This window comes from Achromobacter sp. Root170, assembly GCF_001428165.1.
Lineage (GTDB): Bacteria > Pseudomonadota > Gammaproteobacteria > Burkholderiales > Burkholderiaceae_B > Achromobacter > Achromobacter mucicolens.
Window position 1 is genome coordinate 631049 of the sequence record NZ_LMHN01000012.1, and the last position, 15858, is coordinate 646906.

Consider the following 15858-nt stretch of genomic DNA (forward strand, 5'->3'; position numbering starts at 1 on the left):
GTCATCTTTCTGAACAGGGGGCGCTAGATGGTCTGCGCCTTGGCCCGCATCAAACCGGGGCGGCGCCCGCATGCCGGCGCACCGGCGGCGCGGTTCAACTGGCCTTTTTGCCCTTGGCTTGCGGCGCATTGCGCAGGCGCGTGCCCAGGATCCGGTCGTGCAGGAACTGGCCGTCGGGATCCAGCCAGGACCAGATGAAGATCGCGAAGGGAGCGGCCACGATGAACATGTCCACCGAAGGCCATCCCGTGGCCAGCGCCGCCGCCCAGACCAGCGCGGCGCCCGCCAGCACCAGCGGCCAGGCAAGGATGTAGCGCAGGATCAGCAGGCCGGTCGACGGGGTGTTGCCGTGGCGATCCACCAGCCGGATGTTCCACGTCTTCATGGGCAGCGTCTGCCCGCGGCGTCGCCAGCACAACACGAAATAGGCACCGATCGCCACGAACAGCCACGCCTGGCGCGCGGCCCGCAATTCCAGCGCGTTGCGGCTCTGGGTAAGCGTGTCCAGCAGGTAGCCCGCCAGAAACACGACGCCGAACAGCAGCACGGCTTCGTACATCATGCAGGCAAACCGGCGCAGCCGGTTCGGAGTCTGGTCGAGGGTGGCGTCATTCATGGACCGGTATTATCCATAAATTGTTGCCCCCACGCCGGGGGTGATGCCCCCACGCCGCGCACGCGATGCATGCTTGCTGCCCCCCGAGGGGGCTGCCCCGCCTTCGGGCGGCCGGGCGGCGGGGCGGCTTTTCTTGCCTAGGGGGGTGAAGTGCTTTCGCTGCGCTTCGGTGTGCGCGCGAAAAAAAACCCGCCGTTGAGGGCGGGTCTATAAAAGGGGCTATGCAGCCCCCAAGGGGAAAATCGTTGGGCCAGCGGCCCAGGCCTTGCTTAGGCAGCGGAATGCGCGTTCTTGGCGCTCGTCTTGCCAGCCAGGGCCTTGATGCCGTGGGCCAGCTTGCGCAGGCCTGCAGCCAACGCCCGCATCGGATGCGGGCGGAATTGTTCTTCGATAGCCTGGAGCATCAGTTGACGCTCGAGTTCGTCGGTCAGGCGAATGGTGTTGTTCGGGTTGATCACTATAGCCTCCACGGGCTTGCACAGTTGTTTGCTACTAGGGATAACCCGAATTATAGGGGTTTACCCTGAAACTATGCAAGTGGCCGATGCAGGCTGGTGCAACTTGGCAACACCTTGGTGCTGATGATGCCCCAAAACCGCGCGGCGGGGCACCATAAGCAAAGATAGGCGCGCCATGTTGCGGCGCTTTTACAACGTGCTCAGGCGTCGCGGTAGCCTGCGGCGACCAGTTCAAAGCCGAACAGGCGGCAGTCGAGCGCCCCGTTGTGCAGCGGGATGCGCCGCTTGGGCTTGAGGCGCATCTGATTGGGCAGCGTCAGGTCGCTGGTGATGACATGCAGCTGCCATCCCGCGAAATTGCGCTTCAGGCAACTGGCCCAGTCGCGCCACAGGTCCGCGTCCTGTTCCGCGCCCATGCGCTCGCCGTAGGGCGGGTTGGTGACGATCCAGCCGTGGTCGGCGGGCGCCGTCACCTCGCGCGCATCACCCACTTCAAAGCGGATCGAATCGGCCGTCAGCCAGGCGCGCTCGGCGTTGTTGCGGGCGTATTCGATGGCCAGGGGGTTCAGGTCGTATCCGACCAGCGGCGCATCGAGCTGGGGCAGGATGCGGGCGCGGGCGTCGTCCTTCAGGTCGCGCCAGCGGTAGGCATCGTGGCCGCGCAGGCGCTCGAATCCGAACGGGCGGGAAATGCCCGGGGGCACGCCCAGGGCAATCCAGGCCGCTTCGATCAGAATGGTGCCGGAGCCGCAGAAGGGGTCCAGCAGCGGCGCGGCCGGATCCCAGCCCGCCAGCGCCAGCATGCCCGCCGCCAGGTTTTCGCGCAGGGGGGCTTCGCCCTTGTCCAGGCGCCAGCCGCGCTTGAACAGGGATTCGCCGGACGTGTCCAGATACAGCGTCGCCGTGTGGCCCGTCAGAAAGAGGTGCACGCGCGCATCCGGGCGCACCGTGTCGATGCTGGGGCGCTCGCCTTCGAGCTCGCGCAGGCGGTCGCAGATGCCGTCCTTGGCGCGCAGATTGCAGTACTGCAGGCTTTGCACCGGACTCTTGATGGCCGACGTGTCCACGCGCAGCGTCTGTTCGGCGCCGAACCAGCGCTCCCAGGGGGTGTCGCGGGCCAGATCCAGGATGTCGTCTTCGTGCGAAATCTCGGCATGCGCCACCTGCACCAGAATGCGGGTCGCCAGCCGCGAATACAGGTTGGCGCGCTGGATGCCCGACCAGTCGGACGTGAACGAACAGCCCGCCCGGCCGGCCTTGGCGTCTTCATAGCCAAGCGCCTGCATTTCGGCGGTCAGCGCTTCTTCCAGGCCTTGCGGGCAGGGCGCGAATACCGTGAAGGTTTCCGCCTGGCGCGGTTCGCGCGGGCGGCGGCTGCGCACGTCGACGCGGGGCGCATCGCGCTCGCTTCGTACATCCGGCTCATGAGCGAAATCGGACTCGCCCGCAAAGTCGGCGTCGTGCGCGTGTTCGGGTTCGGGCGCGAATTCGGGGGCGGGATCGTCGTCTTCGAACGGGTCGTAGAAGCGGCCCGCAGGCGTGGCCGGCGCGATGTACTGGTCGTCCAGGCGCGGCGCGCGCTGCGGCGTGCGTCCGGCGCGCGGGCTGGGGGCGTCATCGCGGCGGGCGTCGCCCGCGCGGTCGCGGTCGGGAGCGCCACGGCGCGGCGCGGGACGGTCGGACGGACCCCGGTTGGCGGGACCGCGGTCGTACTGGCCGCGTTCAGACTGGCCGGGGCGCGAGGACGTGCCGCGGGCGGGCTTGCGGGCGCCGCGCGCCTCTTCTTCCTGACGCCGCTGGTAGCCGGCGGGGTCCTTCTGGCGTTCGGTGTTTTCGCGGGTGCGCTCGATCTGCGCCACCAGGCGCGCGCGGGCGCCGGTGCGGGTGCGCTTGCCCGCGCCTTCGGCCTGGGCGTCGCGGGCCGTTTTCTTGATCGTCAGCGTCTTGCGCGGGCGGTCCTGTTCATCAGAGGACATACGAATCCTGGCGAATGTGCAAAGGTAGGGGTATCAGAAGGGTTTGACGACGACCAGCGCCACCACCACCAAGAGCAGCAAGACGGGAACTTCGTTGAACCAGCGATAGAACTTGTGCGAACGGGTGTTCTTGCCCTGTTCGAATTTGCGCAGCATGAGGCCACAGGCGTGATGGTAGCCGATGACGAGCAGCACGAAAAAGAGCTTGGCGTGCATCCAGCCATTGCCGGGGCCCACGCCGATACGGTAACCCACGTAAAGCCACATCCCGAAAATGATGGCCACGACCGCCAGAATGGTGGTGAAGCGGTACAGCCGGCGCGCCATGCCGAGGAGGGTCGTCTGCACGGCGGGATCCGACTGCTGGGCCAGGTTCACAAAGATGCGCGGCAGATAGAACAGGCCGGCAAACCAGGAGGCGATGAAGACGATGTGAAAGGTCTTGACCCAGAGCATGGCCATGGCGCGATCCAATTGAGGAAAGCCGCATTGTATGCGCGCCGGTGGCCGATACCCGTGGCCGCCGGTGTCTGACACCCGCTTGCGCGCGGCATCAGATTGGGCGGCTGCGTCGGGGGGCTGGCACCCTTTAGATCACAAAGAGGTCCATGTACTCATGGACCGGCATCGACTCCAGGGTCGCCTGCGCCAGCGATGCGTCCAGGATGCGCTGCTGCTGGCGCGGCGGGAATATGCGGGCCAGATTGGTGCGGAACTTGGCTTCCAGCAGCGGGATGCCGTCGGCGCGGCGGCGCTTGTGGCCGATGGGGTATTCGCAGACGATCTCGTCGAGCGCCGTGCCATCGTTGAACTGCACGGTCAGCGCATTGGCGATCGAGCGCTTGGCGGGGTTGTGATAGTCGCTGGTGAAGGCTGGATCCTCGACGCAGACGATCTTGGCGCGCAGCGCGTCGATACGCGGATCCTGCGCGATCTCGTCTTCGTAGTCGCCCGCCGTCAGGCGCCCGAACAGCAGCGGCACAGCCACCATGTACTGGATGCAGTGGTCGCGGTCGGCGGGATTGTTCAGCGGACCCTTCTTGTCGATGATGCGGATGCACGCCTCGTGCGTGCGTATCCGGATCTGCTTGATGTCGTCGGCCGTCTTGCCCAGCGACTTGAGCAGGCCGTGAATCTGCATGGCGCATTCGACGGCGGTCTGCGCATGGAATTCGGCTGGAAATGAAATCTTGAACAGCACGTTTTCCATCACGTAGCTGCCGTAGGGCCGCTGGAACTTGAACGGCTGGCCCTTGAAGAGCACGTCGTAAAAGCCCCAGGTCTTGGCGGTCAGCACCGAGGGATACCCCATTTCGCCGGTGCGGGCGATCAGCGCCAGGCGCACCGCGCGGCTGGTGGCATCGCCGGCGGCCCAGCTTTTGCGGCTGCCGGTGTTGGGGGCGTGGCGGTAGGTGCGCAGGCTCTGGCCGTCGACCCAGGCGAGCGACACGGCGTTGATGACTTCGTCGCGGGACAGCCCAAGCATTTGCGCAACGACCGCCGTGGAGGCCACCTTGACCAGCACGACGTGGTCCAGGCCCACCTTGTTGAAGGAATTCTCCAGGGCGATGCACCCCTGGATCTCGTGCGCCTTGATCATGCCGGTCAGCACGTCGCGCATCGTGAGCGGGGGCTTGCCCGACGCGACCGCCGTGCGCGACAGCCAGTCGGCCGTGGCGAGGATGCCGCCCAGGTTGTCCGACGGGTGGCCCCATTCGGCCGCGAGCCACGTGTCGTTGAAGTCCAGCCAGCGGATCATGGCGCCGATGTTGAACGCGGCCTGGACGGGGTCGAGCTGGAATTGCGTGCCGGGCACCTTGGCGCCATGGGGCACCACGGTGCCCGGCACGACCGGGCCCAGCAGTTTGCGGCATGCTGGATACTCCAGCGCTTCCAGGCCGCAGCCCAGGGTGTCGATCAGGCAGTTGCGTGCCGTCTCGTAGGCCAGGTCGCTGCGGACTTCAAAATTCAGAACGTAGTCCGCGATATCGGCCAGGACCTGGTCGGGCTCGGGACGTACGTTCGAGATCGGGGCAGACATAGCAGTACCTCTTCGGAAAAGTGAATACAGGTGGCCATGCCGCGCCCTCGATCGTTTTTACTTCCGCTTGGCTTTACTTGCGCTTGTCGATGGGCACGAACTTCTGGTCTTCCGGGCCCACGTAGTTGGCGGTGGGGCGGATGATCTTGTTGTCGATGCGCTGCTCGATGATGTGGGCCGACCAGCCCGCGGTGCGCGCTATGACGAACAGCGGGGTGAACATGGCCGTGGGCACGCCCATCATGTGGTAGCTGACGGCCGAGAACCAGTCCAGATTGGGGAACATCTTCTTGACGTCCCACATGACGGTTTCCAGGCGTTCGGCGATGTCGAACATCTTGGTCGTGCCGGCCTTCTTGGACAGCTTCTTGGCGACGTCCTTGATAACCTTGTTGCGCGGATCGGAAACCGTGTAGACCGGGTGACCGAATCCGATGATGACTTCCTTGGCTTCCACGCGGCGGCGGATGTCGGCCTCGGCTTCGTCCGGGGTTTCATAGCGCTTCTGCACTTCGAACGCCACTTCGTTGGCGCCGCCGTGCTTGGGGCCGCGCAGCGCGCCGATGGCGCCCGAGATGGCCGAGAACATGTCCGAACCCGTGCCGGCGATGACGCGGGCCGTGAACGTGGAGGCGTTGAATTCGTGCTCGGCGTACAGGTTCAGCGAAATGTGCATCGCCTTGACCCATTCGTCGCTCGGCTTTTCGCCATGCAGCAGGTGCAGGAAGTGGCCGCCGATGCTGTCGTCGTCCGTCTGCACGTCGATGACGCGGCCGTTGTGGCTGTAGTGGTACCAGTAGAGCAGGGCCGAGCCCAGGTTGGCCATCAGGCGGTCGGCGATGTCGCGCGCGCCCGGGGTGTTGTGGTCGTCCTTTTCAGGCAGCACGCAGCCCAGCACCGACACGGCCGTGCGCATCACGTCCATCGGATGGCTGGCGGCGGGCAGGGCTTCCAGGGCGACCTGCAGCTGCGCGGGCAGGCCGCGCAGGCTGCGCAGCTTTTCCTTGTAGGCCTTCAGTTCGGCCTTGTTGGGCAGCTTGCCATGGACCAGCAAGTGAGCAATTTCCTCGAACTCGCTGGTATCGGCGATGTCCAGGATGTCGTAGCCGCGATAGTGCAGGTCGTTGCCGCTGCGGCCGACGGTGCACAGGGCGGTGTTGCCCGCGACCACGCCGGACAGCGCAACCGACTTCTTGGGCTTGAAACCGGCCTTTTCTTCCGGCTTGGCGTCCGATTTGGCTTCTTGCTTCTTGGGAGCCGTGCTCATGTCTCTACTCCTTTCCTTACGCGATGGAAGATGCAATGGGTGGCGGACGGCGCCGCGGGGTTGCCGCGGCGGCGCCTGGACGTTGCGGGATTACGCCTTGCCCTTCTGGAAGAGCGCATCCAGTCTGGATTCGAACTCGTGATAGCCGATGCGATCGTACAGTTCCTCGCGGGTCTGCATCAGGTCGACCACGTTCTTCTGGTGGCCGTCGCGGCGGATCGCGGTGTAGACGGCCTCGGCGGCCTTGTTCATGGCGCGGAAGGCCGACAGCGGGTACAGCACCATGCCCACGCCGACGCTCTTCAGTTCTTCGACCGAGAAGAGCGGCGTCTTGCCGAATTCGGTGATGTTGGCCAGCACGGGCACCTTGACGGCCTTCACGAAGCGGTCGTAGGTGGGCAGGTCGTAGGCGGCTTCGGCGAAGATCGCGTCGGCCCCGGCTTCCACGCAGGCCAGCGCGCGCTCGATGGCGGCGTCCACGCCGTGCGATGCAATCGCGTCGGTGCGGGCGATCAGGTAGAAGTCGCTGTCGGTGCGCGCGTCGGCGGCGGCCTTCACGCGGTCGGCCATTTCCTCGGTCGTGACGATTTCCTTGCCGGGACGGTGACCGCAGCGCTTGGCGCCCACCTGGTCCTCGATGTGGCAGGCGGCCGCGCCGAACTTGATCAGGCTCTTGACCGTGCGGGCGATGTTGAACGCCGACGGGCCGAAGCCGGTGTCGATGTCCACCAGCAGCGGCACATCGCACACGTCGGTGATGCGGCGCACGTCGGTCAGGACGTCGTCCATGGTGTTGATGCCCAGGTCCGGCAGGCCCAGCGAACCGGCTGCGACGCCGCCGCCGGACAGGTAGATGGCGCGATAGCCGGCGCGCTTGGCCAAGAGGGCGTGGTTGGCGTTGATGGCGCCGATGATCTGCAGGGGATTTTCTTCGGCGAGCGCGCGGCGAAAGAGGGCGCCGGGCGAGTCGGGTCTGGACATGGTTGTCTCCTGTTCTTGGTAGCCCACGACGTTATCGCGGGTCCGAAAAATAAATCTGTCCCCTGCGCGACAATCCCGCGGCGCGTACCTTTGCGGCTTGGCAAAGAGACAGGTGTATTTCCCGGTGCTGCCTGCATGGCGGGCCGCGCGTGGCGGACCCGCCTAAGGAATGGGCCCGCATGAACGGGCCCAAACCTTTACTGCGCGCTGCTTACTTCAGCAGGTCCTTGACGCCGTCGCGCTCTTCGAGGAGCTCTTTCAGCGTGAAGTCCAGGCGCTCACGCGAGAAGGCGTCGATTTCCAGGCCTTCGACGCGCTTGTATTCGCCGTTTTCGGTCGTGACCGGCACGCCGTAGATGATGCCTTCGGGGATGCCGTAGGAGCCGTCCGACGGGATGCCCATCGTGACCCACTTGCCGTTGCTGCCCAGGACCCAGTCACGGACGTGGTCGATGGCGGCGTTGGCGGCCGAAGCGGCCGAGGACAGGCCACGGGCTTCGATGATGGCGGCGCCGCGCTTGCCCACGGTGGGGATGAACGTGTCGCGGTTCCAGGCGTCGTCGTTGATGAGCTTGGACAGCGATTCGCCGCCGACGGTGGCGAAGCGGTAGTCGGGGTACATCGTGGGCGAGTGGTTGCCCCAGACGATCAGATTTTCGATGTCGGCCACGGCCTTGCCCGACTTGGCGGCCAGTTGCGACAGCGCGCGGTTGTGGTCCAGGCGCAGCATGGCGGTGAAGTTCTTGGCGGGCAGGTCCGGCGCCGACTTCATGGCGATGTAGGCGTTGGTGTTGGCGGGGTTGCCCACGACCAGCACCTTGACGTTGCGGCTGGCGACGTCGTTCAGGGCCTTGCCCTGCGCCGTGAAGATCTGCGCGTTGACGGACAGCAGGTCCTTGCGCTCCATGCCCGGGCCGCGGGGGCGGGCGCCCACCAGCAGGGCCACGTCGGCGTCCTTGAAGGCGGTGCGCGGATCGCTGTGCGCGGTCACTTCCTGCAGCAGCGGGAAGGCGCAGTCATCCAATTCCATGATGACGCCCTTCAGGGCCTTTTGCGCTTTCTCGTCGGGGATTTCCAGCAGTTGCAGGATGACGGGTTGATCTTTACCCAGCATTTCGCCCGAGGCGATGCGGAATAGCAGTGCGTAACCGATTTGGCCGGCGGCGCCGGTGACGGCGACACGCAAGGCAGGCTTGGACATGAACGTTCTCCGTAATGGTTTGGCGAGAAAGAAATCTCACCAATCAGTGTAATCGTTGGGCGCGGAAATTCAGGCGGCCAGCAGGGCCGCCGCGCGTCGCGCGGGCAGCTTTGCATCCTAGATCGAATTAACGTAAGCGTCAATCGCTCTTCTATCTTATATAAGACATAAGACGTTGGACAGCTCGCCTCCCGATATGCCACAATAGAGCGTTTATTCGAATGCGCCGCGGCCCCGCTCGGCCGTGCGTCTGCATCAAGCCTGAAGACCGGCGGCAGCAGCGCATGCGGATGAGTTTGCATCCCTGGCGTTGTCTTCTCATTCATCCGGATAAACATGACACTCTCAAGAAGATCCATGGCAGAGCCTCGGCCCGAAACCTCCTTACGCAATCGCGCCGCCCGTCCGACGGGCGAGGGAGCCGCTTTCAGTCCGCTCTACCGCCAGATCAAGGATCTGCTTGTTCAAAGCCTCGAACGCGGCGAATGGAAGCCCGGCGAGCTCATCCCCAGCGAAATCGATCTGGCCGCCCGTTTCCAGGTGAGCCAGGGCACGGTGCGCAAGGCGGTCGATGAGCTGGCGGCCGAGCACATGCTGCTGCGCCGCCAGGGCAAGGGCACTTTTGTCGCCACCCACCACGAAGCCCGCGTGCGCTACCGTTTCCTGCGCCTGGCCCCCGACGAAGAGGGCGAGGCCGGCCGGGCGGAAAGCCGCATCCTGGAATGCCGCCGCACGCGCGCGCCCGCCGAGATCGCCCGCGCGCTCGATCTGCGCGCCGGCGAAACCGTCGTCATGATCCGCCGCCTGCTGTCCATGGGGCAGACACCGACCGTGCTGGACGACATCTGGCTGCCCGGTTCCATCTTCCGTGGTCTCACCCTGGAGCTGCTGACCGCCAACAAGGCGCCGCTCTATGGCCTTTTTGAATCCGAGTTCGGCGTCAGCATGGTGCGCGCGGACGAGAAGCTGCGCGCGGTCGCCGCGCCGGCCGAAGTCTGTACGCTGCTTAATGTTGCCGCCGGAACGCCGTTGTTGCAGGTAGACCGGGTGTCTTACACGTACGGTGACCGCCCCATGGAAATCCGCCGGGGGTTGTACTTGACCGATCGATACCACTACCGCAATAGTCTGAATTGATGAGCTTTTTACCTACGATTTGATACCAACCCGTCTCTGGGCGAAAATACCGCGTTTGCCCGCAAGGGCCGCGGCAATTTTGCCGTAACGATTCCCTAGTTCCGAAACACCGAGGCCGTCATGTCCGACACCGCTGCCAAGCCACGTCCGCAGTTTCGCAATATTGGTATTGCGCAACTTGCCAGTTACCGCCTGCCCCTGGCCGGCAAGCTGTCCATTCTGCACCGCGTCAGCGGCGCGTTGTTGTTCCTCTGTCTTCCCTTGGTCATCCTGCCGCTGTTCGCGGCCAGCGTGGCCGCGCCCCAGACGTTCGCCGCCGTGGCCGCGTACGCCGGCAACCCGATCGTCAAGCTCGTTTTCCTCGTCCTCGTGTGGGGCTACCTGCACCACTTCTGTGCGGGCATCCGCTACCTGATGCTGGATCTGCACATCGGCATCGACAAGCAATCGTCCAAGAAGAGCGCCGGCGTGGTGTTCGGCGTCAGCCTCGCGCTGACCCTGGTGTTTGCTCTCAAACTGTTCGGAGTGCTGTAAATGGCCGCCGCTAAAAACTACGGACCCAAGCGCCTGGTCGTCGGCGCGCACTATGGCGTCATGGACTTCATCATCCAGCGCATCACCGCCGTCATCATGGCCGTGTACACGCTGGTGCTGCTCATCGGCATCCTCATGATGCCTGCCTTCACGTACGAGCACTGGACCGCGCTGTTCAATTTCTACGTGGGCGTTCTTCCGGTTGGCCAGATCCTGGCCACCCTTGCATTCGTTGCGCTGGCCTGGCATGCCTGGATTGGCGTGCGCGACATCTGGATGGACTACGTCAAGTCGGTGGGCGTGCGCCTGCTGCTGCAAGTGCTGACGATCCTCTGGCTGGTCGGTTCGGTCGTTTACTTCGCGCAAATCCTCTGGAGCATTTAAGCCGTGGTCTCTGTCATGAAATCCCTGCCGCGCCGCCAGTTTGATGTGGTGGTCGTTGGCGCCGGCGGAGCCGGCATGCGTTGTTCGCTGCAACTGTCCCAAGCGGGGCTGTCCGTTGCGGTGCTCTCCAAAGTGTTCCCCACGCGCTCGCACACCGTTGCCGCGCAGGGCGGCGTCAGCGCCTCCCTGGGCAACATGAGCGAAGACAACTGGTACTGGCACATGTACGACACCGTCAAGGGTTCGGACTGGCTGGGCGACCAGGACGCCATCGAATTCATGTGCCGTGAAGCCCCGAACGCCGTGTACGAGCTCGAGCACTTCGGCATGCCGTTCGACCGCAACCCCGACGGCACGATCTATCAGCGTCCGTTCGGCGGCCATACCGCGAACTTCGGCGAAAAGCCCGTCCAGCGCGCCTGTGCCGCTGCCGACCGTACCGGCCACGCCCTGCTGCACACGCTCTATCAGCGCAACGTTGCCGCGCGTACCCAGTTCTTCGTCGAATGGATGGCGCTGGACTTGCTGCGCAACGAAGCCGGCGACGTCGTGGGCGTGACCGCCCTCGAAATGGAAACGGGCGAGATCTACATCCTGGAAGCCAAGACCACGGTGCTGGCCACCGGCGGCGCGGGCCGCATCTGGGCCGCTTCCACCAACGCGTTCATCAACACCGGCGACGGCCTGGGCATGGCTGCCCGTGCGGGCATCCCGCTGCAAGACATGGAATTCTGGCAGTTCCACCCGACCGGCGTGGCCGGCGCGGGCGTGCTGATCACGGAAGGCGTGCGCGGCGAAGGCGGCATCCTCTTGAACAAGGATGGCGAGCGCTTCATGGAGCGCTATGCGCCCACCCTGAAGGATCTGGCGCCGCGCGACTTCGTGTCGCGCTCGATGGACCAGGAAATCAAGGAAGGCCGCGGTTGCGGTCCGGACGGCAGCTACGTGGTGCTCAAGCTTGACCACCTGGGCGCCGACGTCATCAACAAGCGCCTGCCCTCGATCCGCGAAATCGCCATCAAGTTCGGCAACGTGGACCCGATCAAGGAACCGATCCCCGTCGTTCCGACCATCCACTACCAGATGGGCGGCATTCCGGCCAACTACCACGGCCAGGTGCTGACGCGCGAAAACGGCGAGAACAAGATCGTCAACGGCCTGTACGCCATCGGCGAATGCGCCGCGGTGTCGGTCCACGGCGCCAACCGCCTGGGCACGAACTCGCTGCTCGACCTGATCGTGTTCGGCCGCGCCACCGGCAACCACATCGTGAATTCGCATCCTGAGCGCCAGCGCGCGCACCAGGACCTGCCGCAGCAGGCCGTCGAATTCTCGCTGGACCGCATCAACAAGCTGGAATCGCGCACGTCCGGCGAAAAGACGCAAGACATCGGCAACGCCATCCGCTTCTCGATGCAGCGCCACTGCGGCGTGTTCCGCACGCTGGAGCTGCTGAACGAAGGCGTGACCCAGATCGAAGATCTGGCCAAGCAAGCCGACAGCATCTACTTCAAGGACAAGTCCAAGGTGTTCAACACCGCCCGCGTCGAGGCGCTGGAACTGGCGAACATGACCGAAGTGGCCCGCGCCACCATCAAGTCGGCCGCCGCCCGCACCGAAAGCCGCGGCGCGCATGCGCTTGACGACCACCCGACCCGCGACGACGAGAACTGGCTGAAGCACACGCTTTGGTACTCCGAAGGCAGCCGCCTGGATTACAAGCCTGTTCAGATGAAGCCGCTGACGGTCGAGTCCTTCCCGCCCAAGGCGCGTACCTTCTAAGTCCGGATTGAGCCTACTATGAGCACCAAGAGAATCGTCAAGTTCGAAATCTACCGCTACGATCCGGACAAGGACGAGCGTCCCTACATGCAGAAGCTGGACGTCGAACTCCAGCCCACCGACAAGATGCTGCTCGATGCGCTGGTGCGCATCAAGAACGACGTCGATGACAGCCTGGCCCTGCGCCGCTCGTGCCGTGAAGGCGTGTGCGGTTCCGACGCCATGAACATCAACGGCAAGAACGGCCTGGCCTGCACCACGAACCTGCGCGAACTGAAGGAACCGATCGTCCTGCGTCCGCTGCCTGGCCTGCCGGTCATCCGCGACCTGATCGTGGACATGACGCACTTCTTCAACCAGTACCACTCGATCCGCCCGTACCTCATCAACGACACGCCGCCGCCCGAAAAAGAGCGCCTGCAGTCGCCCGAGGCGCGCGAGGAACTCGATGGCCTGTACGAGTGCATCCTGTGCGCGTGCTGTTCCACTTCCTGCCCGTCGTTCTGGTGGAATCCTGACAAGTTCGTCGGCCCGGCCGGCCTGCTGCAAGCCTACCGCTTTATCGCCGACAGCCGCGACGAAGCCACCGGCGAGCGCCTGGACAACCTGGAAGACCCGTACCGTCTGTTCCGTTGCCACACGATCATGAATTGCGTCGACGTCTGTCCCAAGGGACTGAACCCGACCAAGGCGATCGGCAAGATCAAGGAACTGATGGTCCGCCGCACGGTCTAGTTTTTGTGTATTTGAGGTGTACGAATGAGCAGGCTGACTGAACTGGAGCGGGCGCGACTGCGTTGGCGGGCGCGCCGCGGCCTGCTCGAAAACGACTTGATCATCACCCGGTATCTGGATGCCCACGAAGCTGAGCTTACCGATGATGACGTGGCCGCATTGACCCAGCTTTTCGAGATGGGAGACAACGATCTTCTCGATCTGCTGCTGGCCAGAAAGGAACTCGAAGGCGAATTGGACACCCCCAAGCTTCGGGCGATTATTGGCCAGATGCGCTCGCTCTGATTAATTGAGAGGAATAAACATGAACCTGTCTGACAAAAAAGCCACTCTATCCTTCTCGGATGGCAGCGCACCCATTGAGTTCCCTGTCTACAAGGGCACGGTCGGTCCGGATGTGATCGACATCCGCAAGCTGTACGGCCAGACGGGCATGTTCACGTTTGACCCCGGCTTCATGTCGACGGCCGCGTGCGAATCCGGCATCACGTACATCGACGGCGACAAGGGCGAACTGCTGTACCGCGGCTACCCGATCGAACAGCTGGCCGTGAACTGCGACTTCATGGACATCTGCTACCTGATCCTGAACGGCGAACTGCCGAACCAGGAACAAAAGGCCGATTTCGACTCGCAAGTGACCCATCACACGATGGTCAACGAGCAACTGCACTTCTTCCTGCGTGGCTTCCGCCGCGACGCCCACCCGATGGCCGTCCTGACGGGCCTGGTGGGTGCGCTGTCCGCGTTCTACCACGACTCCACCGACATCACGAACCCGCAGCATCGCCACATCTCGGCCATCCGCCTGATCGCCAAGATGCCGACGCTGGTTGCGATGGCGTACAAGTACTCGCAAGGCCAACCGTTCATCTACCCGCAAAACGATCTGTCCTACACGGGCAACTTCCTGCGCATGATGTTCGCCACGCCGTGCGAAGACTACAAGGTCAATGAAGTCGTCGAGCGCGCGCTGGACCGCATCTTCATCCTGCACGCCGACCACGAGCAAAACGCGTCGACCTCGACCGTCCGCCTGTGCGGCTCGTCGGGCACCAACCCGTTCGCGGCTATCTCGGCTGGTGTGGCTTGCCTGTGGGGTCCGGCTCACGGCGGCGCCAACGAAGCTTGCCTGCAGATGCTCGAAGAACTGCAAGCCAACGGCGGCATCGACAAGGTCGGCGAGTTCATGGAGAAGGTCAAGGACAAGAACTCGGGCGTGCGCCTGATGGGCTTTGGCCACCGCGTCTACAAGAACTACGACCCGCGCGCCAAGCTGATGCAGGAAACCTGCAAGGAAGTGCTGGCCGCCCTGGGTCTGGAAAACGACCCGCTGTTCAAGCTGGCCATGGAACTGGAACGCATCGCCCTGGAAGATCCGTACTTCGTGCAGCGCAAGCTGTACCCGAACGTGGACTTCTACTCGGGTATCGTCCAGCGCGCCATCGGCATCCCGACCTCGCTGTTCACGGCCATCTTCGCGCTGGCCCGCACGGTGGGCTGGATCGCCCAATGGAACGAAATGCTGTCGGATCCCGATTACAAGATCGGCCGTCCGCGCCAGCTGTTCACCGGTTCGGTCACGCGCGACGTGCCCCCGATGGACAAGCGTTAATTCGCAATGCGCATCCGGAAGGCAACGCCTTCCGGCAAAACGCCAGTCAGCCCCGCGCCGACTGGCGTTTTTTTTTGGCGGCTACGGGTGGAGGCTACAGGTAGTTCATCGTGAAGGTGACTGCCGAGTTGGCCGAGCCTGGCGTGACCGTGGCGCCGGTTTGGCGGTATCGGGCGCGCAAGGGGATTTTGAAGCTGCCGCCCGTTGCACTGTTGTAGCCGGCAAACGGCAGCTTCGTTCCCAGCACGGCCGGATTTCCGTCGGCGTCCAGCAACTGCACGCCGACGCCGGTTGCCGTTGAAGTCGCGTCCAGGCCAATGACTGCGTTTGCGGCGTCCACGATGGGCGTGGCGGCATCGATCTGGTAGTGAATGGCGCTCATGCCTGCGGGGCAGCCGTTGAGCGAAATATCGAACCCGACAAGCTGACTGGAAGCGCCCGCGCCCGTGAATACCGAAGCCTGGGGAGTTCCGAGGGATACGGAAACGTCGGGCGTGGTGCAGGCCTGCGACATCAGCAGCACCGCCATGGTGACAAACTGGATCTCCAGGCCGGGATCCTGGCTGAGCATGCTGCCGGTTTCATTCGAGAACGATGCCGCGCTTGCAATGGTTGTCGGCGGAACGACGCCGGTGGCGACGGGGCCGGTCTTGACGAACATCGCACGTAGCTGTCCGCCGTTGGTGGCCGTGCCTTGCATGTTGCATCCGCGGGTTCTCCAGGTCCGGTTGAGGGCCTGGAATGCCGCCCATCCGCAGCCGTTGACGTAGGTGCGGCCTCCGATGATGATGCCCAGGCCGTCGACGCCTGTCGCATGGACCTCGTAGGTGATTCCGTCAACCACTTTCGTCTGACCTGCGCTGGGAATAACGGTGTGCAGTCCCGTCCCCGTGCCACTGTTTCCGGAGACGCTGCAGGTGAACCAATCGGTAGTGGCTCCGGTTGTCAGCCAGTCGGTAAGGGCCGTGCCGATGGCCGCATCCCGGGGTATCGTGATGTGCGGCGGCGTGTTCACGGAAACCGAGCTTATCGTCTGGGTGCAGTTCGCGACGGCCCACGAGGTCGTGGAGCCCAGCAAGCCAAGCAGCCCGAACGCCGCGCGCAATATGGTCTTGTTCATCAGTATTTCCA

General features: G+C 64.1%; 16 protein-coding genes. 7 read left to right on the forward strand and 9 right to left on the reverse strand.

Annotated features, from left to right (window positions below; genetic code table 11):
• Positions 1-94: 94 nt before the first annotated feature.
• The 8 genes from ASD87_RS13100 to ASD87_RS13135 all read right to left on the reverse strand — a co-directional run bounded on the left by ASD87_RS13100 (position 95) and on the right by ASD87_RS13135 (position 8540).
• A complete protein-coding gene (locus ASD87_RS13100; RefSeq protein WP_056322067.1) occupies positions 95-616 on the reverse strand; it encodes an RDD family protein in 522 nt (173 codons plus the stop codon).
• Between the two features lie 269 nt (positions 617-885).
• Entirely contained in the window at positions 886-1074 is a 189-nt protein-coding gene (locus ASD87_RS13105; RefSeq protein WP_008161862.1) for a hypothetical protein, read from the reverse strand.
• A gap of 200 nt (positions 1075-1274) precedes the next feature.
• Entirely contained in the window at positions 1275-3050 is a 1776-nt protein-coding gene (locus tag ASD87_RS13110; protein ID WP_056322069.1) for a THUMP domain-containing protein, read from the reverse strand.
• 33 nt (positions 3051-3083) lie between these two features.
• Positions 3084-3512 carry a CopD family protein gene (locus ASD87_RS13115; RefSeq protein ID WP_172802131.1) on the reverse strand — a complete coding sequence of 143 codons (429 nt, stop codon included), beginning with the start codon at positions 3510-3512 and terminating at the stop codon, positions 3084-3086.
• Positions 3513-3639: 127 nt separating this feature from the next.
• Positions 3640-5091, reverse strand: a complete 1452-nt coding sequence (locus ASD87_RS13120) for a bifunctional 2-methylcitrate dehydratase/aconitate hydratase (protein ID WP_056322072.1) — start codon at positions 5089-5091, stop codon at positions 3640-3642.
• A 73-nt stretch (positions 5092-5164) separates the two neighbouring features.
• Complete coding sequence (gene prpC / locus ASD87_RS13125) at positions 5165-6358, reverse strand: 2-methylcitrate synthase (RefSeq protein ID WP_056322074.1); 1194 nt, start codon at positions 6356-6358, stop codon at positions 5165-5167.
• 90 nt (positions 6359-6448) lie between these two features.
• Entirely contained in the window at positions 6449-7339 is an 891-nt protein-coding gene (gene prpB, locus ASD87_RS13130; RefSeq protein WP_056322077.1) for a methylisocitrate lyase, read from the reverse strand.
• 211 nt (positions 7340-7550) lie between these two features.
• Positions 7551-8540, reverse strand: coding sequence for a malate dehydrogenase (locus ASD87_RS13135; protein WP_056322080.1), 990 nt, complete (start codon positions 8538-8540; stop codon positions 7551-7553).
• Positions 8541-8897: 357 nt separating this feature from the next.
• Between ASD87_RS13135 and ASD87_RS13140 the strand changes: the two genes are divergently transcribed.
• The 7 genes from ASD87_RS13140 (at position 8898) to ASD87_RS13170 (ending at position 14727) form a co-directional block, all read left to right on the forward strand.
• A complete protein-coding gene (locus ASD87_RS13140; RefSeq protein WP_056322083.1) occupies positions 8898-9677 on the forward strand; it encodes a GntR family transcriptional regulator in 780 nt (259 codons plus the stop codon).
• A 120-nt stretch (positions 9678-9797) separates the two neighbouring features.
• The gene (gene sdhC / locus ASD87_RS13145) at positions 9798-10211 is read left to right on the forward strand and encodes a succinate dehydrogenase, cytochrome b556 subunit (protein ID WP_056322086.1); all 414 of its coding nucleotides are present in this window, start codon (positions 9798-9800) and stop codon (positions 10209-10211) included.
• On the forward strand, positions 10212-10595 hold the full coding sequence (gene sdhD, locus ASD87_RS13150) for a succinate dehydrogenase, hydrophobic membrane anchor protein (RefSeq protein WP_056322089.1): 384 nt from the start codon (positions 10212-10214) through the stop codon (positions 10593-10595).
• Positions 10596-10598: 3 nt separating this feature from the next.
• Positions 10599-12377 (forward strand): succinate dehydrogenase flavoprotein subunit, encoded by a 1779-nt coding sequence (sdhA, locus tag ASD87_RS13155; protein WP_056322092.1) that lies wholly within the window; start codon positions 10599-10601, stop codon positions 12375-12377.
• Positions 12378-12395: 18 nt separating this feature from the next.
• Positions 12396-13112: a succinate dehydrogenase iron-sulfur subunit gene (locus tag ASD87_RS13160; RefSeq protein WP_056322095.1), complete on the forward strand. Its 717-nt coding sequence runs from the start codon at positions 12396-12398 to the stop codon at positions 13110-13112.
• 24 nt (positions 13113-13136) lie between these two features.
• The gene (locus ASD87_RS13165) at positions 13137-13397 is read left to right on the forward strand and encodes a succinate dehydrogenase assembly factor 2 (protein ID WP_056322097.1); all 261 of its coding nucleotides are present in this window, start codon (positions 13137-13139) and stop codon (positions 13395-13397) included.
• 19 nt (positions 13398-13416) lie between these two features.
• Positions 13417-14727: a citrate synthase gene (locus tag ASD87_RS13170; RefSeq protein ID WP_056322100.1), complete on the forward strand. Its 1311-nt coding sequence runs from the start codon at positions 13417-13419 to the stop codon at positions 14725-14727.
• 94 nt (positions 14728-14821) lie between these two features.
• On the opposite strand, the gene ASD87_RS13175 is transcribed toward ASD87_RS13170, so the two are convergent.
• The gene (locus ASD87_RS13175; protein ID WP_056322102.1) at positions 14822-15847 is read right to left on the reverse strand and encodes a fimbrial protein; all 1026 of its coding nucleotides are present in this window, start codon (positions 15845-15847) and stop codon (positions 14822-14824) included.
• Between the last annotated feature and the right edge of the window lie 11 nt (positions 15848-15858).

Coding starts and splice junctions, on each gene's coding strand:
- ASD87_RS13100 (WP_056322067.1), bottom strand. CDS start 616: ATGAATGACGCCACCCTCGACCAGACTCCGAACCGGCTGCGCCGGTTT.
- ASD87_RS13110 (WP_056322069.1), bottom strand. CDS start 3,050: ATGTCCTCTGATGAACAGGACCGCCCGCGCAAGACGCTGACGATCAAG.
- ASD87_RS13115 (WP_172802131.1), bottom strand. CDS start 3,512: ATGGCCATGCTCTGGGTCAAGACCTTTCACATCGTCTTCATCGCCTCC.
- ASD87_RS13120 (WP_056322072.1), bottom strand. CDS start 5,091: ATGTCTGCCCCGATCTCGAACGTACGTCCCGAGCCCGACCAGGTCCTG.
- prpC (WP_056322074.1), bottom strand. CDS start 6,358: ATGAGCACGGCTCCCAAGAAGCAAGAAGCCAAATCGGACGCCAAGCCG.
- prpB (WP_056322077.1), bottom strand. CDS start 7,339: ATGTCCAGACCCGACTCGCCCGGCGCCCTCTTTCGCCGCGCGCTCGCC.
- ASD87_RS13135 (WP_056322080.1), bottom strand. CDS start 8,540: ATGTCCAAGCCTGCCTTGCGTGTCGCCGTCACCGGCGCCGCCGGCCAA.
- ASD87_RS13140 (WP_056322083.1), top strand. CDS start 8,898: ATGGCAGAGCCTCGGCCCGAAACCTCCTTACGCAATCGCGCCGCCCGT.
- sdhC (WP_056322086.1), top strand. CDS start 9,798: ATGTCCGACACCGCTGCCAAGCCACGTCCGCAGTTTCGCAATATTGGT.
- sdhD (WP_056322089.1), top strand. CDS start 10,212: ATGGCCGCCGCTAAAAACTACGGACCCAAGCGCCTGGTCGTCGGCGCG.
- ASD87_RS13160 (WP_056322095.1), top strand. CDS start 12,396: ATGAGCACCAAGAGAATCGTCAAGTTCGAAATCTACCGCTACGATCCG.
- ASD87_RS13165 (WP_056322097.1), top strand. CDS start 13,137: ATGAGCAGGCTGACTGAACTGGAGCGGGCGCGACTGCGTTGGCGGGCG.
- ASD87_RS13170 (WP_056322100.1), top strand. CDS start 13,417: ATGAACCTGTCTGACAAAAAAGCCACTCTATCCTTCTCGGATGGCAGC.
- ASD87_RS13175 (WP_056322102.1), bottom strand. CDS start 15,847: ATGAACAAGACCATATTGCGCGCGGCGTTCGGGCTGCTTGGCTTGCTG.